This is a genomic window from Pseudomonas sp. SDO5215_S409 (assembly GCF_054071325.1).
This window is the reverse complement of the sequence record NZ_JBSVWN010000003.1, coordinates 186,455-205,236: the sequence shown is the minus strand read 5'-3', so window position 1 is coordinate 205,236 and position 18,782 is coordinate 186,455. Positions and strand designations below refer to the sequence as shown.

Sequence of the window (18,782 nt, the reverse complement as noted above, 5' to 3'; positions counted from 1 at the left end):
CCGATTGAATGTCGGACTACGGGCACACCGAGCGTCAGCGAGGTGCCGAGTGGTGGGGCGAAGCGCTTTTGGTTACTTTTGGCGCTCTTCCAAAAGTGACCCGCTGTAAGAGCGGAACCACCATCCGCCACAACCCAAATAACGGATATGTAAGCAACCCAATTACCCCAAACGGTCACTTATGGAAAAGTCAAAGTTTCGCAAGTTGGGCCTAGGCCTGACCCTGGCCATCGCCGCCGCCCTGATCATCTACACCGTCCAGGCCCCCGCCGACGCCCCCCAATACCTCACCGCCCCCGTCGAACGCGGTGAAATCGAAAACGCCGTCCTCGCCACCGGCCTACTCGAGGGCGTCAAACAAGTCGACGTCGGCGCCCAAGTCTCCGGCCAACTCAAATCCCTCAAGGTCAAAGTCGGCGACAAAGTCAAAAAAGGCCAATGGCTCGCCGAAATCGACCCCTTGATCCTGCAAAACACCCTGCGCAAAGCCCAGGTGGACGAAGAAGACCTGCAAGCCAAGCGCCGCGCCACCGCCGCACAACTCAAGCAAACCCAGGCCCTGTACCGCCGCTACCAGGGCCTGCAGGACGACTCGGCCGTGTCGCGCCAAGACCTCGAAACCGCCGAGTCCGACTTTGATGTGCAGCGCGCCAACCTGACGTCCCTCGACGCCCAGATCAAAAGCGCCCACATCCAGATCGACACCGCCAAAATCAACCTGGCCTACACCCGCATCGTCGCGCCCATCGACGGCGATGTGGTCGGCATCGTCACCCAGGAAGGCCAGACCGTCATCGCCAACCAGCTCGCCCCGGTGCTGCTCAAGCTGGCAGACCTGGACACTATGACCATCAAGGCCCAGGTGTCCGAGGCCGATGTGATTCACATCAGCCCCGGCCAGCAGGTGTACTTCACGATCCTGGGCGACCCGGACAAGCGCTACTACGCCACCCTGCGCGGCACGGAGCCTGCGCCGCAGAACTTCCTCGACACCCAGACCGCCGGCACGCCCAAGCAGAACACCGCGGTGTTCTACAACGCCTTGTTCGACGTGCCCAACCCCGGCCACCGCCTGCGCATCGCCATGACCGCGCAGGTGCGTATCGTGCTCGACACCGCAGACGACGCACTGATGGTGCCGGTGGCGGCGCTGGGCCCGCGCAATGACAACGGCAGTTACGCGGTGCGGGTGCTGGACGCCAAGGGCCACGCGGTGATGCGCGAGGTGCAGACCGGCATCAACAACAACGTCAAGGTGCAGGTGCTCGGCGGCTTGTCCGAAGGCGACAAAGTGGTGATCGGTGACGCTTTGCCTGCCGTGGCGGGGGGCTGACGGATGACCCAGCCACTGTTGGAACTCAAGGGCATCACCCGCAGCTTCATGGCTGGCGAGCGTGAGTTCATTGCACTCAAGGGCATCGACCTGACGATTGAAGCCGGAGAAATGGTCGCGATTATCGGTGCGTCGGGCTCGGGTAAATCCACGCTGATGAACATCCTCGGCGGGCTCGATTACGCCACGGCCGGCAGTTACAAGATCAACGGCATCGAGACGCGCTCGCTGGGCGACGAGCAATTGGCGGCGCTGCGCCGCGACTATTTTGGTTTTATCTTCCAGCGTTACCACTTGCTGGCGCACTTGAGTGCGTTGCACAACGTGGAAATGCCTGCGATCTACGCGGGCACCCCGCAAACCGAACGCCATGGCCGGGCCGGGGAATTACTGGCGCGGCTGGGCCTGTCGGGGCATACGAGCCACCGGCCCAGCCAGTTGTCTGGCGGCCAGCAGCAGCGGGTGAGTATCGCCCGGGCCTTGATGAACGGCGGCGAGGTGATCCTGGCCGACGAACCCACCGGCGCCCTCGACACCCACAGCGGCAAGGAGGTGATGCGGATCCTGGCCGAGCTGCACGCGGCCGGGCACACGGTGATCATCGTGACCCACGACCCCAAGGTGGCGGCCAATGCCCAGCGCATCGTCGAGGTGTGCGATGGCGAGATTGTCAGCGACCGCGCCAACCAGAGCGTGGGCCTGGAGCTGCCCGACGAGGCGGTGGTTGTGCCCAAGCGCAGCGGCGCACGGCGCCTGGTGGCCAGCCTCGGGTTGTTCAAGGAGGCCTTCAGCATGGCTTGGGTGGCGCTGGTGTCTCACCGCATGCGCACGTTGCTGACCATGCTGGGCATCGTGATCGGCATCACCTCGGTGGTGTCGATTTCGGCCATCGGCGAGGGCGCCAAGCGCTATGTGCTCAAGGACATCCAGGCGATTGGCAGCAACACCATCGATATTTTCTCGGGCACCAGTTTTGGCGACAGCCGCGCCTCGGCGATCCAGACGCTGTTGCCCTCCGATGTGACCGCGCTGAACCAGCTGTATTACGTGGACAGCGCCACGCCGGTGGTGGGGCGCAGCCTGTTGTTGCGTTACCGCAATATCGATGTGGACGCGCAGGTGAACGGCGTGAGCGACCGCTATTTTCAGGTCAAGGGCCTCAAGCTCGAGGCCGGGATTGCCTTCAGCGAAAGCGATGCGCGGCGCCAGGCGCAGGTGGTGGTGATCGACCACAATGCGCGCAACCGCCTGTTTGGCCCGGACGTGAACCCGCTCGGCAAGGTGATTTTGGTGGGCAGCCTGCCGTGCACGGTGATCGGGGTGACGGCCGACAACAAGAACATGTTCGCCGCCAGCAAGGCGCTGAACGTGTGGGTGCCTTACGAAACCGCAGCGGGTCGGGTGTTGGGCCAGCGTCACCTGGACAGCATCACCGTGCGGATCAAGGACGGCCAGCCGAGCAAAGTGGTGGAAGAAAACGTCAACAAACTGATGTTGCAGCGCCACGGCACCAAGGACTTTTTCACCAACAACCTGGACAGCATCATGCAGACGGTGCAGAACACCAGCCGTTCGCTGGCGTTGCTGTTGTCGCTGATTGCGGTGATTTCGCTGCTGGTGGGCGGCATCGGGGTGATGAACATCATGCTGGTGTCGGTGACCGAGCGGACCCGCGAGATTGGTATCCGTATGGCCGTGGGCGCGCGGCAGTCGGATATTCGTCAGCAGTTTCTGGTGGAGGCGGTGATGGTCTGCCTGATCGGCGGGATGATCGGGATCTCGTTGTCGTTTGCCATCGGCTATCTGTTTTCGCTGTTCATCAAGGAATGGGAAATGGTGTTTTCCATGGGCTCGATCGTGACCGCCTTTGCGTGTTCGACATTGATCGGGATCGTGTTCGGCTTTGTACCGGCGCGTAATGCGGCGCGGCTGGACCCCATCGAGGCGTTGGCGCGGGACTGAAGGGCAGGGCTTGCCACACGGCTGACGGTGGCAAGCCCGAGGCGTTAGAGGGTGTCGGCTTCCTCGGCCGAATACATCCAGCGCATCAACGAGTGGCGCCCGCTGATGCCGATCTTGATGGCGGCGCGCTTGAGGTAGCTTTCGATGGTGTTGACCTTGAGTGCCAATTGCTCGGCCTGTTCGGCGGCGGTGCGCCCAGCCAGCAGGCCGACGCACACTTCCAGCTCGCGGGTGGAGAGGATCAGGCCCGATTGCGCCAGGCGCTCTTCAAACCGTCGGCGCAGGGTTTCAAGGCCCTGGTTCTGCGCAAGGCCGGCGGGGTGTTCAGACGGCTGGATGGCGGTGATGTGTTTTTCGACCATGGGCAGCAGCAGTGACGAAAAGTCCTGGAGGATGCTGCGTTCCTGCGCCGAGAAATTCTCGCTGGGGTAGGAGCGGTACACCGAGAGCACGTAGCGAAAGTCGTCCTTGCGCCGGGTGAGGTGCAATTGCGCGGCGGCGTCTGGTTCCTCCAGGGTGGGCACGGAGTCGGTGTACACCGGGCTGAGCTTGCGTTGAGCATTGCGCCCCGGGTTCACGCGCAATTGGCTGATATGGGTCGCGTCCACGGCCAGTTGGGTGAGGATCAGGTCGTGCAGCAGGCGCGGGAAATGCCGGCTGCCGGTGCTGGCGATGACCTTGCCAATGTGGGGGAGCAGGTGTGGATTCATTATTTCATCCATGAGTTTCAAGGGAAAAGTCCGGGCTTTTTTATCGCCAAACAGCGCTGATACGAGCCGCCAATTGCATAACGGGCAGTGATGTCCATGACTGCCGGGTCCTATGCTAGTACAGGGTGCCATCTATCGGTGCATTTTTTTCGTGCCGGACGCGCGCGCTGGAGAATGCCCGGTAGGCGCCTACCGGGTGAGGGGGGCACGCCACGGTAGGCGCAGCCTTTGCGTCAGGCGTGATGGGCGCTGCGGCGCTCGGCGCGGACTTTGGGTTTTGCGCAGCTCAGGTGCAGGGCCTGGGTGATGTCGGCCAACAGGTCGGCCACGTCCTCAAGGCCCACCGACAAACGCACCAGCCCTTCGCTAATGCCGTGATGGGCACGCTCCTCGGGGGTGTAGGTGGAATGGGTCATGCTCGCCGGGTGCTGGGCCAGCGATTCGGCGTCTCCCAGGCTGACCGCGCGGGTGAACAGCTTGAGGGCGTTCATAAAGCGCCGACCACTGGCGAGGCCGCCCTTGAGTTCAAAGGCGATCATGCCACCGGGCTGTTTCATCTGGCGGCAGGCGAGCGCGTACTGGGGGAAAGAGGGCAGGCCGGGGTAAGTCACCCAGGCCACTGCCGGGTGCGCCTGCAACGCTTCGGCCACGGTTTGCGCGTTGCTGCAATGGCGGTCCATGCGCAGGGCCAGGGTCTTCAGGCCGCGCATCAGCAGGCTGGCGTCCTGTGGCGACATCACGGCGCCGGTCAGGTCCTTGAGCCCTTGCAGGCGGATGCGCTGGGCCAGTGCGTGGTTGCTCACGACGACGCCTGCGGTGATGTCGCCGTGGCCGCTCAGGTATTTGGTGGCCGAATGCACCACCACGTCGGCGCCCATTTCCAGCGGGCGTTGTAGGTAGGGGGTGCAGTAGGTGTTGTCGACCACCACGGTGATACCGGCGTGTTGGTGGGCGATGCTGGCCACGGCGGTGATGTCCGCCAGTTGCAGGGTGGGGTTGGCCGGGCTTTCAAAGTAGATCATGCGGGTGGCCGGTGAAAGGGCCTGGCGCAGGGCGGCCAGGTCGGTGAGGTCGACGTGGCGGACCTTGATGCCGAATTCAGCGATGCCGTGGTGCAGCAGGGCAAAGGTGCAGCCGTAGAGGGTCTGGCTGACGATCACTTCGTCACCGGGGCGCAGCAGGGTCCAGAACGTGGCGGCAATCGCGCCCATTCCCGAGCCGAAGGCGACCGCGGCCTCGCCGTTTTCCAGGGTGGCCATGCGGGATTCGAGCAAGGCCAGGGTGGGGTTGGAAATACGTGTGTAGAAATGCCCGTGCTCTTGCCCTGCAAAACACGCGGCGCCGTATTCGGCGGTGGGAAAGGCGAAAGTGGCCGACAGGTAGGTGGGGGGCACAAGCGCGCCGTGGTGGTCTTGCGGGTCATAGCCGTGGTGGATGGCGCGTGTAGAAAAGCCGAACGTGTTGTGTTTATTTTTCATGGCTTGACGCTCCTTATTTCCTACAATGCTATGCTTATAATCGTGGCTGAATGTTCCATAATTTGCGGCGATCTCCCGGTAAATTGGAACAAAAAACAATAAAAACGACTTTTTGAGGCACGGCATGCCTATAAATCTGGATCGGACGGACAAGGCACTGTTAAACGCCCTGCAGGGCAATGCGCGGTTGACGGTGGCGGAGTTGGCAGAGCGGGTGTCGCTCACGACCTCACCGTGCTGGCGGCGGGTCAAGCACCTGGAAGACAGCGGCGTGATCAGCGGGTATCAGGCGATTCTGTCGCCCAAGGCGTTGGGCTATGGGGTGACGGCGTTTGTCAGCATCATGATGGACAGTCATACGCAGGATATTGCGCGGGCGTTTGAGCAGCGGTTGTTGGAGATCCCGCAGATTGTGGCGTGCCATAACGTGTCGGGGCGGTATGACTTTTTGCTGGAGGTGGTGGCGAGGGACTTGGAGTCGTTTGGGGAGTTTGCGCGGGAGGTGTTGCAGACGTTGCCTTGCGTCAAGGAGATTTATTCGAGTTTTTCTTATAAGTCGGTTCGGGGGTTGCGGGTGGTTCCTTTGCCCTGCTGAGCGGGCGGTTTATCCGGTATTGGGGGATGGCGCAGAGTGGTTCCGCCCTTACGGCGGGTCACTTTTGGAGGAGCGCCAAAAGTAACCAAAAGCGCTTTGCCCCACCACTCGGCACCTCGCTGGCGCTCGGTGTGCCCTACGGCCAGCGTGGTTTAACGGGGCGTTTAAGATCAAAAGCAGATCAAAAGCAGATCAAGATCAAGAGCCGGTGGGCGGGTGGCCGGACTAAGGGCTTGCCGCTCCACCGCTTTTATCCCTCTAAAGCGATTTTGACTTCCGCGCATAACCCTCCGGCTTCGCGATTGCTCAGTGTCAGTGAGCCGCCGATGGCGATTGCCAGTTGTTGGGCGATGGCCAGTCCCAGGCCGGTGCCGCCGGTGCCGCGGTTGCGTGAGCTTTCGACGCGGTAGAAGGGTTGCATGACTTGCAGCAGTTCGTCTTCGGCAATGCCGGGGCCGCGGTCGAGGATTTTGATCGACAGGTCGCCTTCGGGGGTGGAGCCCACTTGCAGTTGGGCGGTGCCGCCGAATTTGAGGGCGTTGTCCACCAGGTTGACCAGTACGCGGCGCAAGGCATGGGGGCGGGTGTCCAGGACCACGGCGCTTTTGCCCGCCAGGCTGACTTGTTTGTTCATGTCCTGGTAGTCGAACACCAGGCTGTCCAGGAAGGCGTCGAGGTCGATGCGGTGGCTGGCTTCGGTGGCGCCGTGCACGCTGCGCGCGTAGGCCACGCCTTCGCGGACCAGGTGTTCCATCTCGCCCAGGTCGCTCCAGAGTTTTTCCTTGTCCACGGAGTCGTCCATGAATTCGGCGCGCAGTTTCATGCGGGTGATGGGGGTTTGCAGGTCGTGGGAGATGGCCGCGAGGATCTGCATGCGTTCCTTGAGGTATTCGGCGATGCGTTTTTGCATCGCGTTGAACGCCGCGGCCGCGTGGGCGATTTCGCTTGGGCCGTTTTCGTCGAGCGGGGTCGGGTGGGCGTTGGGGTCCAGGGTTTCGACGGCGCGGGCCAGGCGGGTGAGGGGGCGCAGGGCCAGGCGCACGGCGATGCCTGTGCACACCAGCAACACCACCAGTTGCAGCACCAGCACCACCGGCAGCCAGAACGCCAGCGGGATCGGCTTGGGGTACACGTCGATGGTGATCGGGTTGCCGTCGGCCAGGGTCAAGTGAGCCTGGAAGTGCTGTTGCAGGCCCGGGATGTCGCGAAACGTCAGGGTGTAGCGGTCACCCAGGGCGTCGGCAATGGACGTCGCGGCCATGGGCACGTCGTCGCTGGCCATGGGCTGGCCGGGCTCGCCCGCGTTGAGCAGGTAGCGGTAGGCGTTGCGGTTCAGGCGCCCGAGCCAGTCGGGGCGTTCGGCGGCGGGCAGGCGGTCGAGGATGGCGATGGAGGTGGACACGTCGTTTTCGAGGTTGCCCAGCATCACGGTGCGCGCGGTCATGTAGCGCTCGTAGAACTGCGCGCTGAACGACAGCGCGTTGGCACACAGCAGGCTCACGATAAAGATCAGCGACAGTTGCGCCGCCAGGGTGCGCGGGCGGCGAAGGGTGAAGGTCATACCGCGTCACCGAGGATTTCCACCGCCAGCGAAAACACATAGCCTTCGCTGCGCACGGTCTTGATATAGGCCGGCTCGCGGGCGTCGTCCAGCAGGCGTTGGCGCAGGCGGCTCACCAGCAGGTCGATGGAGCGGTCGAACAAGTCGGCGTCCCGCCCTTGGGTGAGGTTGAGCAACTGGTCGCGGCTGAGGACGCGCTGGGGGTGGTCGAGGAACACGCGCAGCAACCGGTATTCGGCGCCGCTCAAGGCGATCAGGGTGTCGTCTTCGTCGAGCAGGTGGCGGGCGGTGGTGTCCAGGCGCCAGCGGCCAAAGCGGATCAGCCGACCACTTTCGCTCACCACCAGGTTGGGCGGCAGCATCCGCGTGCGGCGTAGCACCGCGTTGATGCGTGCCAGCAGTTCGCGGGCGGCGAAGGGCTTGACCAGGTAGTCGTCGGCGCCCATTTCCAGGCCGATGATGCGGTCGGTTTCATCGTTGCGTGCGGTGAGCATGAGAATCGGCGTGGCTTTGTGCTTGCCCACCCGCAGTTCGCGGCACAGCTGCAAGCCGTCGTCGCCGGGCATCATGATGTCCAGCACGATCAGGTCTACGGGAGTGGTTTCCAGGAAACTGCGCATCTGGCGCCCATCGGCGACCACGGTGGTGCGCAGGCCGTTCTTCTTAAGGTAGTTGCCCACCAGTTCGCGGATCTCCCGGTCGTCATCGACAATCAGGATGTGATCGACGTGATCCATGCTGCCTTCCTCGTTGAAAAGTGATTGCTGCGCAGTCTAGCCACTGACGGCGGCCTTGCCTTGTGCCCTTTGTATTGCAGTGTATCTGGCGCTGCCGAGATACACACCGAGGTAAAAAAGCCTTGCCGTGTATCGCTGTGTATCCGCAGGCGTGCCGGATACGTTGGGATTTGACTGTGGCGGTTTCCGACACATTGGGGATACCTCGCGCGGTTCAAATAAGCCCCATCGAGGTGATCTGCCTCGGCCCTTTTTGAACCCCCTGAGGAACTGCCATGAAGATCAAATCCGCCCTGCTGTTGTGTGCCTTGAGTGCCTTTACCCTGGCGGCACAGGCCAACACCCCGTCGCCCGACATCCACCAGGTCGTGTCGATCAGCGAAGACGCCAGCAGCGGCCCGCTGTGCAGCATCGTCAATTCGCACCTGACCTACCTCGACGCCCAAGGCCAGAGCCATGTGCTCGACTACCGCAAATTCGCCAGCAATTGCCTGGAAGGCAGCTGAGGAGCGCGCCCATGAAACCCCTCAACAGCTTGCTCAGTGCCCTGGCTTTTTCCATGGCCGGTGTGGCGGCGGATGTGAACGCGTCCACCGCAAAGAAACTCACCGGCAGCGAAACCTGCTTCCAGCTCACACCGCTTGCCGAAAATGCCGGGCGCAAACGCGCGCCAACGCCCCAGACCTCAAGGTGACGCCATGACGCTACGCGCTTCTCTCCATCGCTGGCGAACGCTGCTGCGCCGCAGCGATCGTCGGCAAACACTCAGCGTACTGGCGGGCCTGGGCCTGGTGGTGGCGCTGCTGGCCGGTGTGCCCAAAACCGTGGACTACCTGGTCAACCAGGCACGCGCCGACGCATTCACGCAAATGCCGCCGCTGACCGGCGCCGTCGCGTGGCTCAACTCGCCGCCGCTGACACCCGAACAGCTCAAGGGCAAAGTGGTGCTGGTGGATTTCTGGACCTTTGACTGCATCAACTGCCAGCGCAGCCTGCCTTATGTCAATGACTGGGCGAAGAAGTACGCCAAGGACGGGCTGGTAGTGATCGGCGTGCACACCCCCGAATATGCCTTTGAAAAAGTCATCGGCAATGTGCGCGATCAGGTCAAGAAACTGGGCATCGACTACCCGGTGGCCATCGACAACAACTACAAGATCTGGCGCGCGTTCGACAATCAGTACTGGCCCGCGCATTACTTTTTTGATGCCACCGGCAAAGTGCGCTACAGCCATTTTGGCGAAGGGCGTTACGAGAACCAGGAAAAAGTCATCCAGGCGCTGTTGGAGGAAGCCCGCACGGGCCATGCAGCCACCTAGGGTCACCGGGCCCGATGGCCCCGCAGACGCGGGCGTCGGGCCTGTGGTGAGCTAGCGTTAGGTTATGTGCTAATGAATTTTTAATATTTCTGGTTATATGAAGGGCTGCGTAAAGTTGCGCATCGTCTTTCTATTCTTGCCGCCGGAAACCCTTGTTCATGAACCGTCCCCACGGGCAACCCACGCCTGTCCTGACCTTGCCCCAGGGCGAAAAGGACCCGCTGTCGATTCGCGCCAAGGCCTTGGTGTTTGCCGACCCGCGCTCGTTGCAGTTGCTCGAGTTTTTACAGCGCGTCGGCCCCGGCGATGTGCCGGTATTGATCAACGGCGAAACCGGCACCGGCAAGGAATTGGTCGCCCGTTACCTTCACACCGCCAGTGGGCGCACCGGTGCGTTTGTGCCGGTGAACTGCGGCGCCATCAGCGAAAGCCTTGCCGAGAGCGAGTTTTTTGGCCACGAGGCCGGCTCGTTTTCCGGTGCGTCTTCACGGCGAATCGGCTGGTTTGAAGAGGCTGACGGCGGCACCTTGTTTCTGGATGAAATCGGCGATTTGCCGCTGCCGCTGCAGGTCAAGTTGCTGCGCGTGCTGCAAGAGCAGGAAGTGGTGCGGGTGGGCTCGCGCAAGCCGGTCAAGATCAATATCCGCCTGGTGACGGCCACCAACATCGACTTGGAACAGGCGGTGGAGGCGGGCAATTTTCGCCTCGACCTGTTTTACCGGGTCAACGTCGCGCAGGTGCAGGTGCTGCCGTTGCGTGAACGCCCTCTGGACATCCTGCCGCTGGTGGAACACTTTCGTCGCCTGTACAGCGCCAAGCTCAAGATTGCCGAGCCGATGCTGTCCGAATCCGCCACCCAGGCACTGCTGGACTACCCGTGGCCGGGCAATATCCGCGAGTTGGAAAACGTTGTGCACCTGGCCTTGCTGGTGGCCGGTGACAAACCGATCATGCCTTCGCACCTCAAGTTTTCCGCAGGCTTGAGCGCTATGCACGCAAGCGCCAACAACGGCGCGCCGCGTATTCCCCAGGACGTGGTGCGCGAGCAACTGTTGCGGTTGTTCGAGGTGCCGGGGGACTCGTTGTTGCACGACATCGAAGACCTGATCGTGCGGGAGGCGTTTGCGTTTTGTGGGTTTAACCAGTTACGCGCCGCGCAGTTGCTGGGGGTGACCCGCAATGCGATGCGGACCTTGTTGGTCAATCATGGAATGCTCAAGGGGCGGGCCAAGCCCTGAGTCTGCGCCCCTTCACGCAGTAACGTTTCAATCGCCTGCCTGACGAGGGGCTGGTCGCTGTGCGCCACGTTAAAGCGCATGAAACCTGGCTGGGCGGCGGTGTAGCCAAACAACGCCCCGGGTGCCAGCACCACGCCCTGCGCGAGCCCGGCCTCGGCCAGGCGATTGGCATCCACCCCCGTCGGCAAGCGCGCCCAGATAAACATCCCGCCTTCATACCCCATCGGCAGTTCACACCCTGCGCGCCGCAACCATTGCTCCACCCGGCCGCCCGCTTGCAGCAGACGCTGCACCATGCGCTTGCGGTGCTTGGCGTAGCTGCCTTCGCTGAGCAGGCGGTAGACGACTTGCTCGAACAGCTCGGACGTCAGGCCGCCGCTCATCAGCTTCATATTGGTCAGGTTGGCGGCCAATTGGGGCGCGGCCACCACGTAGCTCACCCGCGCGTTGGCGGTGAGGGTTTTCGAAAAGCCCGACAGGTAGGTCACCTGCTCAAGCCCCGCCAGGGACGCCAGGCGGGGCGGCGGGTTGGGGTGCAGGTCGGCGTAAAGGTCGTCTTCGATGATGTGGCAGTGATACTGGCGCGTCAGTTGCAACAGGCTGAACGCCTGGCCGGGGCTGAAGGAATGGCCGGTGGGGTTATGCAACACGCTGGTGGTGAGGTACAGGCTGGGCCGGTGTTCGGCGAGCAGTTGCTCCAGCGCGCCAAGGTCGAGCCCGGTGGGGCGGCGTTCAATGGTGACCACCTTGACCCCGTGCAGTGCCAGGTTGGCGTGGAAGTTGAAGTAGCACGGCGCGTCCAGCAACACGGTGTCGCCGGGCCGGACGAGCAGGCGCATGAGCATGTCCAGGCCCTGCACGGTGTTGGGGGTGGTGATGATTTGCTCCATCGGCACCGCCAGGCCTTCGCCCCGCAGTTTGTGCTGCAAGGCCTGGCGTAGCGGCAGAAAGCCCGCCGGTGTGCCCAGTGGGGCAATGCGCAGGGTGGGTGAGCGCACCGCGCTGCGCATGGCCTGGCGCAGGGCATCGGTGTCCAGCCAGTCTTCGGGCAAGTGGCCGCCGCCGGGGCGCAAGTCGCCCTGGGCAAAGGCCATCGGGCGACGCAACACGCTGAGCAGGTCCTGGGGCAGCAGGTCGACCCAGTTGCTGGAAGACGGTTGTGTCAGGCTGCTGGCGACAAAATGCCCGCTGCCCTGGCTTGAGGTCAGCAGGTGCTGGCCGCGCAAACGGTCCAGTGCCTCATTGAGGGTGAACTTGCCGACACGCCATTGCTCGCCCAACACCCGCACCGACGGCAACTTGCTCCCGGCCGCCAGTTCGCCGCTCTCGATGGCGCGGGCCAGGGCATCAACGATTTGTTGCACCTTGGGGGCGCGGTCGTGGAAGTCGATCATGGGGATGGGCATGGGAGCGTCCTTGAAGTTTGCCGAAAACTTTGCCGGTAAAGTCTGCCGGAATATCGGTGGAGTTTACCTGCCGACGACACGATACGCCGCTCTAGACTGCGTCACCTTTTCTTTTGCGATGAAATCCCACGCCATGGCCAGCGCACTGACCCTGTCTTCGTTCCTGTATTTCCTGTTGTTATGCACCACGCTTGCGTTCAGCCCCGGCCCCATGACCTTGCTGTTGCTCAGCCTTGGCCTCAAGGACGGCTTGCTCCGCTCATTGCCGGCCCAGCTCGGCGCGAGCGTGTCCTACCTGCTCTCGATTCTGATTTTTGCCGTGGGCTTTTCTGAGTTGATCAGGGATTACCCGCTGATTAGCCGGGGCATTCAGGTGGTCGGCGTGGCCTATGTGCTTCACCTCTCCTACAAGCAGTGGACCAGCGGCGGGATGCAGATCGGCCCGGCCGACCAGGCGCCGGAAAACGCCCTTAGCCTGTTTACCAAAGGCCTGCTGACCGGCTTGTCCAACCCCAAGGCGATCATTTTGTTCAGCACGGTGTTCCCGCAATTTGTCGCGATGGGGCAGGGCAGTGCGACCAACGACATTGCGATCCTGGGCCTGACGTTCCTGCTGCTGCAGTTCGCCAGCGGCTGCCTGTACTGCTACTTCGGCCAGCGCATCAAGCATGTGCTGGAAAACCCACGGCGGCGCATTCTGTTGCAGCGGGCCACGGCGGTATTGCTGCTGGGCGTGGCATTGATGCTGGCGCGGGGCTTTTCCTGAGCGTGCCGTGCGAGGCGTCATCGAGGATCAACAAATCGGGATTTGTCAGGTAGGGTGTGCCGTTACCTACCCAACAAAAACAAGGATCGGTTCATGCTCTTCTCTTTTTCCCGCACGGTTCTGGCCGCTGCCCTGACGTTGTCCCTCACACTGCCGGCGGTTGCCGCCGAACCCCACAAACAGATCCAGGCCAGTGCCGAACAGTACAAGGCCGATGCCCTGAAACTGCTGGAGCGCCTGGTGAACATCGATTCGGGCTCGGGTTACGAGCCGGGCCTGACCCAAGTGCGGGACATTGCCATCGATGAGCTCAAGCAGCTGGGTTTCAGCATCGAACAGGTGCCCGACAGCGTGGCCAACAACAGCCATGTGGTCGCCACCCTCAAAGGCACCGGCAAAGCCAAGATCCTGCTGATGGCACACATGGACACCGTCTTCAAGGAAGGCTCGGCCGCCGAGCGCCCGTTCCATATCAAGGATGGCCGCGCCTACGGGCCCGGTGTGATGGACGACAAGGGCGGTATCGTCGCCGGTATCTATGCCCTCAAGGTCCTGAAAGACCAAGGCTTCACCGACTTTGCGCAGATCACCTTCCTGCTCGACGCCAGCGAAGAAACCGGTTCTGCGACGGCTTCGGAATTGATCCGCAACACTGCCAAAGGCCATGACGTGACCCTGAACCTGGAACCGGGCCGCCCGGCGGACGGTCTGGTGGTGTGGCGCAAAGGCAGCGCCACCGCCGTGGTCGAAGTCAAGGGCAAGTCGGCCCATGCGGGGGTCGCGCCGGAGCTGGGCCGCAACGCGGCGATGGAAGCGGCGCACCAGATCCTGCAACTGAGCCAGTTGGGCGACGAGGCGAAAAAGACCACCATCAACTTCACCGTGCTCAAGGCCGGCGACCGGGTCAACGTGATCCCGGACCAGGCCACCGCCAAGGCCGACGTGCGCGCGGCATTGCCCGAAGAGTTCGACCGCATCGAGAAAGACCTGGCGCGGGTGTCGGCGAACAAGCTGATCCCCGAAACCGAAGTGACCACCAGCCTGCACCGCGGGCTACCGCCCATGCCGCAAACGCCTGAGAGCGACAAACTGGTCGCCATCGCCCAGGGCATCTACGGCGAACTGGGCCGTAAATTGACCATTGAAGGCAGCGGCGGGGCGGCGGACGCCAGCTTGTCAGCCGGGGTAGGAACGCCGACGCTGGACGGCTTCGGCATTGTGGGCGGGGGTATTCACACAGAGGAGGAATATGCCGAGGTGGAGAGTGTCGTGCCGCGGGTTTACCTGCTGAGCCGGATGATTATGGAACTGTCGAAACGATGAGTTGAGCGGCCTCTGGCCCTTGGCGACGAGGGCCGGGGGGTGTTTGTTGCGCCTGGCGCCTTCTAACGGGCGTTAAACGCAACGTCCGTCGGCAATCCCTCGCGCTGTTTGATCAGGCGAAGGACTGCGAAGGGGACTCATCGGAAAACAGGCCAGCGTTATCCGGCAGGTTGGTAGGCTGGTTCGGTGGCGGTGGTCTTATCTTTGCCCAGCACCAAACTGCACAGCGCTGGCAAGAACAACAGCGTCAACACCGTGCCCACCAGCACCCCGCCAATCAGCACATAGGCCAGCGAAGACCAGAACACCGACAGCGTCAGCGGGATAAACGCCAGCGCTGCCGCCAGTGCGGTGAGGATGACCGGGCGTGCCCGGTGTACCGTGGCTTCGATGATCGCTTCACGGATCAACATGCCGTGTTCACGGTTCTGGCGGATCTGGTCGGTGAAGATCAGCGTGTTGCGCATCAGTATCCCGCCAATCCCGATCAGCCCCAGGATCGCGTTGAAACCGAACGGCTGGTTGAACAGCAGCAAGGTCGGCACCGCGCCGATCAACCCCAGCGGGGCGGTGGCGAAGACCATGAACATGACCCCGAAGGACCGCACCTGGAACATGATCACGGTCAAGGTCAGCAGGATCATGATCGGGAACAGCGCGCCCAGCGCGACGTTGGCCTTGACGCTTTCTTCCACCGGGCCGCCGATGTCGATGTGATAGCCCGCCGGCAACTTGGCGATCAGCGGTTGCAGGTCGGCATACACCGACATTTCCACGTCCGGTGGCTGGGTGCCGTCGATGATGTCTGCCCGCACCTCGATGGTAGGAATGCGGTTGCGCCGCTTGAGGGTCGATTCCTCCATCACTGGCTGAAAGTGTCCGACTTGCGCCAGCGGCACCGACACTCCGGCGCTGTTGGTCAGCGTCATGTTGTTCAGGTTGCCGAGGTTTTCACGCTGGCTGCCTTGGGCGCGGGCCACCACGGAGACGGTGCGGTTGCCTTCGCGCACTTCGGTGATGGGGTTGCCGCTGAGCAGGGCGTTGAGCTGGGATTTCACCTGGTCGGGGGTAAAGCCCATCAGGCGCAGCCGGTCCTGGTCCAAGACCAGGCGATACCCGCTGGTGCGCTCGCCCCATTCAAGAAACGCATCCTTGGTCAGCGTGTTGGCGGCCATCACCTGGCGCACGTCTTCAGACAGGCCGCGCAGCACGTTCAGGTCGGGCCCGGACACGCGAAAGATCACCGGGAACGGCACGGGTGGGCCAAACACCAATTGGGTCACACGCACCCGTGCCGACGGGAATTCGCCCGCTACAATGCGCGCCATCATGCGTTTTTTCAAGGCGTCCCGCGCTTGCGCATCGGGGGTCTGTACGATCAGTTTGGCGAAGGCCGGGTCGGGCAGCTCCGGGTTCAGTGACAGGAAAAACCGTGGCGCGCCGCCGCCCACATAGCTGTCGACCATCAAGGTTTGCGGCTCTTGCAGCAGGGCTTTCTCGACCTGCGCGGTTACCGCCTCGGTGCTCTTGAAGGCGCTGCCCGGTGGCATGTACACCTCAAGGATCAGTTCGGAGCGGTCTGAATTGGGAAAGAACTGCTTCTTCACCACGCCCATGCCCACGCCGCACAACAAAAACGCACCGATCACCAAACCGGTCACCCACCAGCGCCGGCTCACGCAGGCTGTCACCAGGCGGCGCAGTTTCTGGTAATGGCGGCCTGCGTAAATCGCCGCATGCCCGCCCGGCACCGGCTTGATGTGCGGCAGCAGCTTGACCCCCAGATACGGGGTGAAGACCACGGCCACCAGCCACGATGAAATCAGCGCAAAGCCGACGATCCAGAAAATATTGCCGGCATATTCCCCGGCAGAGGAGCGCGCAAACCCCACCGGCAGAAAGCCGATGATGGTCACCAGCGTGCCGGTGAGCATCGGCGCGGCGGTGGAGCTCCAGGCAAAGGTGGCTGCGTGGATGCGGTCAAAGCCCTCTTCGAGTTTGACCACCATCATCTCGATGGCGATGATCGCGTCGTCCACCAACAGCCCCAGGGAGATGATCAGCGCGCCCAGGGTAATCCGGTCGAACTCACGCCCGGTCATCAGCATGATCACAAACACGATGGACAAGGTCAGCGGCACCGCTGCCGCCACCACCAGCCCCACGCGAAAGCCCAGGGCCAGCAGGCTGATGACCATCACCACCGCCAGCGCCACAAAGAACTTGAGCATGAATTCGTTGACCGCCAGGCTGATGTTCTTGGCCTGGTCGGACACCTTGGAAACGTTCACGCCCAACGGCAGTTCAGCCTGGATTTTCGCTTCCTGGGCCTTGAGGCTCTTGTCCAGCTGCAAGCCGTTCCAGTGTTTTTCCATGATCACGCCCAGCATCAGCGACGGGTCGCCCTGGTGGCGGATGCGGTAGCTGGCCGGGTCCTCGTAACCGCGGCTGACGCTGGCCACATCGGCGATGCGCAACACCTTGCCATTGGCCTCCAGCGGCACGTTTTCGATCAGCGACAGGCTGTCGAACGCGCCGTCGATGCGGATATAGGCGCGGGCGCCGGCGGTTTCGACAAACCCGGAAGGCGCCACTGCGTTTTGCGCGGCCAGGGCGGCGAAGATCTGTTCGGGCTTGATGCCCAGCGTTGCCAGGCGCTCGTAGGAAAACTCGACGAAAATCCGCTGCGCCTGTTCGCCCAGAATGTTGACTTTTTTCACCCCCGGCACGCTGAGCAGGCCCTGACGCATGTCTTCGGCCATTTGCACCAGTTGCCGGTGGGGCAGGTGCTGGGCTTCCAGTGCGTAGAGGGCGAAGTAAACGTCGGAATATTCATCGTTGAAAAACGGCCCGATCACGCCCTTGGGCAGCTTCGCCGCCTCGTCGCTGAGTTTCTTGCGGGTCTGATAGAACAGGTCCTGGATCTCGCTGGGGCGCGTGGAGTCCCGGTACGTGATGCGCATCGACACAAAGCCCGGCTGGGCGATGGTGTCGACGCGGTCGTAGGAATCCAGCTCTTGCAGGCGTTTTTCCAGGCGGTCGGCCACCTGTTCCTGCATTTCCTGGGCCGTGGCACCGGGCCAGGCGGCGTTGACGGTCATGACTTTGACGGTAAACGAAGGGTCTTCGGCGCGGCCCAGTTTGCCAAAGGCGAAAACCCCGGAGGCGATGATCGCAATAATCAAAAACAGCGTGACCGCCCGGTGTTTGACGGCCAGTTCAGAAAGGTTGATCCCGCGCATGCTCAGTGTTCCTGCTGACGGTTGAGGGCCAGTGCCTGGGCCGGTAACAGGAGCACCGCGTCAGCGCTGTGCAGCAGGTGCGCGCCGAGGGCGACCACCACTTGGCCGGGGCTGACGCCGCTGGCCAGCACCGCGTCTTCCTGGCCCAGGCTCAACACCGTGACCGGGGCGAAGCTGACCCTGTTGTCGGCGCCAATCACCCACACGCCGGTGCCTTTGCCGGTGTCTTGCAGGGCGCCGATGGGCACGCGGGTCTGCTGCGCTTCGCCATTGCCTTGCAGGCGCACGGTGATGGTCGAACCCAGGGCAAAACGCTCCACGGCGCCGTGCAGCACGTAGCGGGCGCGGTAGGTGCGGGTGACCGGATCGGCGCTGGCCGACAACTCGCGCAAGGTCGCGCTCACCGCTTGCTCGGGGGCGTCGAAGGGAAACGCCAGGGCCTTTTGCGAGGCCTGGTCACGCTGGTTTTCGGGCAGGTTGACGATGGCTTCGCGGGCACCGTCATGGGCCAGGCGGGCCACCACCTGGCCTTCGGCAACCACTTGGCCGCGGTCCACGCGCACATCGGTGATGATCCCGTCGCTGTCGGCCTTCAGGATCGAATAGGTGCGGCGGTTTTCGATCTGGCTGGCATCCGATTGCGCCGACGCCAGATCGGCTTCGGCCACCCGCAGGTTGGTCGCGGACTGGTCGAAGATCTGCCGCGAGATCGCGCCGGTACTGGCCAGGCGCTGGTAGCGGTTTTCGTCATCGCGGCGCTGGCGCAGTTGCGCCTGGGCGGCCGTGACGCGGTTTTTGGCCGAGCGCAGCGCCAGTTCGAAGTCGCCGATGTCCAGCACCAGCAGGGTGTCGCCTTTATTGACGTGCTGGCCGGGGTCGACCTTGCGCTCGATGACTTTGCCGCCGACCCGAAAGCCCAGGTCGCTTTCGGTGCGCGCCGCCACCACGCCGGTGTAGGCGCTTTGCAGGTTGCCCGCGGCCTCCACTTTGGTGGCCAGGACGGGGCGGGGGGCGTGCGCATCGGCCACGGGGTCGGCCTTGCCGTTGCAGCCACTGAGCAGCATCAAGAGCGCCAGGGGCGTTAAGAGACGCAGGGGGAGAAGGTTCATGTT

Annotated in this window: 15 protein-coding genes and 1 pseudogene; 9 read left to right on the top strand and 7 right to left on the bottom strand. The window is 62.9% G+C overall.

Features of this window, described 5'->3' with window-relative positions; genetic code table 11:
• Window positions 1-181 precede the first annotated feature (181 nt).
• Complete coding sequence (macA, locus tag ACW9H9_RS02825) at window positions 182-1,333, top strand: macrolide transporter subunit MacA (protein WP_457341488.1); 1,152 nt, start codon at window positions 182-184, stop codon at window positions 1,331-1,333.
• A gap of 3 nt (window positions 1,334-1,336) precedes the next feature.
• On the top strand, window positions 1,337-3,295 hold the full coding sequence (locus ACW9H9_RS02820; protein WP_457341487.1) for a MacB family efflux pump subunit: 1,959 nt from the start codon (window positions 1,337-1,339) through the stop codon (window positions 3,293-3,295).
• 44 nt (window positions 3,296-3,339) lie between these two features.
• Here ACW9H9_RS02820 and ACW9H9_RS02815 read toward each other — a convergent pair whose 3' ends face one another.
• Both ACW9H9_RS02815 and ACW9H9_RS02810 read right to left on the bottom strand, forming a co-directional pair.
• On the bottom strand, window positions 3,340-4,017 hold the full coding sequence (locus ACW9H9_RS02815) for a helix-turn-helix transcriptional regulator (protein WP_457341500.1): 678 nt from the start codon (window positions 4,015-4,017) through the stop codon (window positions 3,340-3,342).
• Window positions 4,018-4,238: 221 nt separating this feature from the next.
• Window positions 4,239-5,483 carry a methionine gamma-lyase gene (locus tag ACW9H9_RS02810; protein WP_457341486.1) on the bottom strand — a complete coding sequence of 415 codons (1,245 nt, stop codon included), beginning with the start codon at window positions 5,481-5,483 and terminating at the stop codon, window positions 4,239-4,241.
• Between the two features lie 124 nt (window positions 5,484-5,607).
• Here ACW9H9_RS02810 and ACW9H9_RS02805 point away from each other — a divergent pair, with 124 nt between their 5' ends.
• Entirely contained in the window at window positions 5,608-6,078 is a 471-nt protein-coding gene (locus ACW9H9_RS02805) for an Lrp/AsnC family transcriptional regulator (protein ID WP_457341485.1), read from the top strand.
• 250 nt (window positions 6,079-6,328) lie between these two features.
• Here the strand turns inward: ACW9H9_RS02805 and ACW9H9_RS02800 are convergent, their stop codons facing one another.
• Window positions 6,329-7,639 (bottom strand): ATP-binding protein, encoded by a 1,311-nt coding sequence (locus tag ACW9H9_RS02800; RefSeq protein ID WP_457341484.1) that lies wholly within the window; start codon window positions 7,637-7,639, stop codon window positions 6,329-6,331.
• Window positions 7,636-8,376, bottom strand: a complete 741-nt coding sequence (locus tag ACW9H9_RS02795) for a response regulator (RefSeq protein ID WP_457341483.1) — start codon at window positions 8,374-8,376, stop codon at window positions 7,636-7,638. Before ACW9H9_RS02795 ends, ACW9H9_RS02800 begins: the two co-directional genes overlap by 4 nt.
• 275 nt (window positions 8,377-8,651) lie before the next feature.
• Between ACW9H9_RS02795 and ACW9H9_RS02790 the strand changes: the two genes are divergently transcribed.
• The 4 genes and pseudogenes from ACW9H9_RS02790 (at window position 8,652) to ACW9H9_RS02775 (ending at window position 10,933) form a co-directional block, all read left to right on the top strand.
• On the top strand, window positions 8,652-8,882 hold the full coding sequence (locus ACW9H9_RS02790; protein WP_457341482.1) for a DUF2790 domain-containing protein: 231 nt from the start codon (window positions 8,652-8,654) through the stop codon (window positions 8,880-8,882).
• Between the two features lie 11 nt (window positions 8,883-8,893).
• A complete protein-coding gene (locus tag ACW9H9_RS02785) occupies window positions 8,894-9,070 on the top strand; it encodes a hypothetical protein (protein ID WP_457341481.1) in 177 nt (58 codons plus the stop codon).
• A gap of 106 nt (window positions 9,071-9,176) precedes the next feature.
• Window positions 9,177-9,695: pseudogene (locus ACW9H9_RS02780) on the top strand (thioredoxin family protein); the annotation flags it as partial.
• Between the two features lie 158 nt (window positions 9,696-9,853).
• A complete protein-coding gene (locus ACW9H9_RS02775) occupies window positions 9,854-10,933 on the top strand; it encodes a sigma-54 interaction domain-containing protein (protein WP_457341480.1) in 1,080 nt (359 codons plus the stop codon).
• Here the strand turns inward: ACW9H9_RS02775 and ACW9H9_RS02770 are convergent.
• Complete coding sequence (locus tag ACW9H9_RS02770; RefSeq protein ID WP_457341479.1) at window positions 10,900-12,339, bottom strand: aminotransferase-like domain-containing protein; 1,440 nt, start codon at window positions 12,337-12,339, stop codon at window positions 10,900-10,902. The two genes, ACW9H9_RS02775 and ACW9H9_RS02770, sit on opposite strands and share 34 nt — an antisense overlap.
• A 133-nt stretch (window positions 12,340-12,472) precedes the next feature.
• Between ACW9H9_RS02770 and ACW9H9_RS02765 the strand changes: the two genes are divergently transcribed.
• On the top strand, window positions 12,473-13,105 hold the full coding sequence (locus tag ACW9H9_RS02765; RefSeq protein WP_457341478.1) for a LysE family translocator: 633 nt from the start codon (window positions 12,473-12,475) through the stop codon (window positions 13,103-13,105).
• Window positions 13,106-13,198: 93 nt separating this feature from the next.
• Window positions 13,199-14,428, top strand: coding sequence for a M20/M25/M40 family metallo-hydrolase (locus ACW9H9_RS02760; RefSeq protein WP_457341477.1), 1,230 nt, complete (start codon window positions 13,199-13,201; stop codon window positions 14,426-14,428).
• Window positions 14,429-14,586: 158 nt separating this feature from the next.
• On the opposite strand, the gene ACW9H9_RS02755 is transcribed toward ACW9H9_RS02760, so the two are convergent.
• Both ACW9H9_RS02755 and ACW9H9_RS02750 read right to left on the bottom strand, forming a co-directional pair.
• On the bottom strand, window positions 14,587-17,670 hold the full coding sequence (locus tag ACW9H9_RS02755) for an efflux RND transporter permease subunit (protein WP_457341476.1): 3,084 nt from the start codon (window positions 17,668-17,670) through the stop codon (window positions 14,587-14,589).
• A 2-nt stretch (window positions 17,671-17,672) separates the two neighbouring features.
• Window positions 17,673-18,779, bottom strand: coding sequence for an efflux RND transporter periplasmic adaptor subunit (locus tag ACW9H9_RS02750; RefSeq protein WP_457341475.1), 1,107 nt, complete (start codon window positions 18,777-18,779; stop codon window positions 17,673-17,675).
• Between the last annotated feature and the right edge of the window lie 3 nt (window positions 18,780-18,782).

What these genes read in the sequence shown, in the direction of transcription:
- ACW9H9_RS02795 (WP_457341483.1), bottom strand. Translation starts at nt 8,376, where the DNA reads ATGGATCACGTCGATCACATCCTGATTGTCGATGACGACCGGGAGATC.
- ACW9H9_RS02790 (WP_457341482.1), top strand. Translation starts at nt 8,652, where the DNA reads ATGAAGATCAAATCCGCCCTGCTGTTGTGTGCCTTGAGTGCCTTTACC.
- ACW9H9_RS02770 (WP_457341479.1), bottom strand. Translation starts at nt 12,339, where the DNA reads ATGCCCATCCCCATGATCGACTTCCACGACCGCGCCCCCAAGGTGCAA.
- ACW9H9_RS02800 (WP_457341484.1), bottom strand. Translation starts at nt 7,639, where the DNA reads ATGACCTTCACCCTTCGCCGCCCGCGCACCCTGGCGGCGCAACTGTCG.
- ACW9H9_RS02805 (WP_457341485.1), top strand. Translation starts at nt 5,608, where the DNA reads ATGCCTATAAATCTGGATCGGACGGACAAGGCACTGTTAAACGCCCTG.
- ACW9H9_RS02785 (WP_457341481.1), top strand. Translation starts at nt 8,894, where the DNA reads ATGAAACCCCTCAACAGCTTGCTCAGTGCCCTGGCTTTTTCCATGGCC.
- ACW9H9_RS02820 (WP_457341487.1), top strand. Translation starts at nt 1,337, where the DNA reads ATGACCCAGCCACTGTTGGAACTCAAGGGCATCACCCGCAGCTTCATG.
- macA (WP_457341488.1), top strand. Translation starts at nt 182, where the DNA reads ATGGAAAAGTCAAAGTTTCGCAAGTTGGGCCTAGGCCTGACCCTGGCC.
- ACW9H9_RS02750 (WP_457341475.1), bottom strand. Translation starts at nt 18,779, where the DNA reads ATGAACCTTCTCCCCCTGCGTCTCTTAACGCCCCTGGCGCTCTTGATG.
- ACW9H9_RS02775 (WP_457341480.1), top strand. Translation starts at nt 9,854, where the DNA reads ATGAACCGTCCCCACGGGCAACCCACGCCTGTCCTGACCTTGCCCCAG.
- ACW9H9_RS02815 (WP_457341500.1), bottom strand. Translation starts at nt 4,017, where the DNA reads ATGGATGAAATAATGAATCCACACCTGCTCCCCCACATTGGCAAGGTC.
- ACW9H9_RS02765 (WP_457341478.1), top strand. Translation starts at nt 12,473, where the DNA reads ATGGCCAGCGCACTGACCCTGTCTTCGTTCCTGTATTTCCTGTTGTTA.
- ACW9H9_RS02755 (WP_457341476.1), bottom strand. Translation starts at nt 17,670, where the DNA reads ATGCGCGGGATCAACCTTTCTGAACTGGCCGTCAAACACCGGGCGGTC.
- ACW9H9_RS02810 (WP_457341486.1), bottom strand. Translation starts at nt 5,483, where the DNA reads ATGAAAAATAAACACAACACGTTCGGCTTTTCTACACGCGCCATCCAC.
- ACW9H9_RS02760 (WP_457341477.1), top strand. Translation starts at nt 13,199, where the DNA reads ATGCTCTTCTCTTTTTCCCGCACGGTTCTGGCCGCTGCCCTGACGTTG.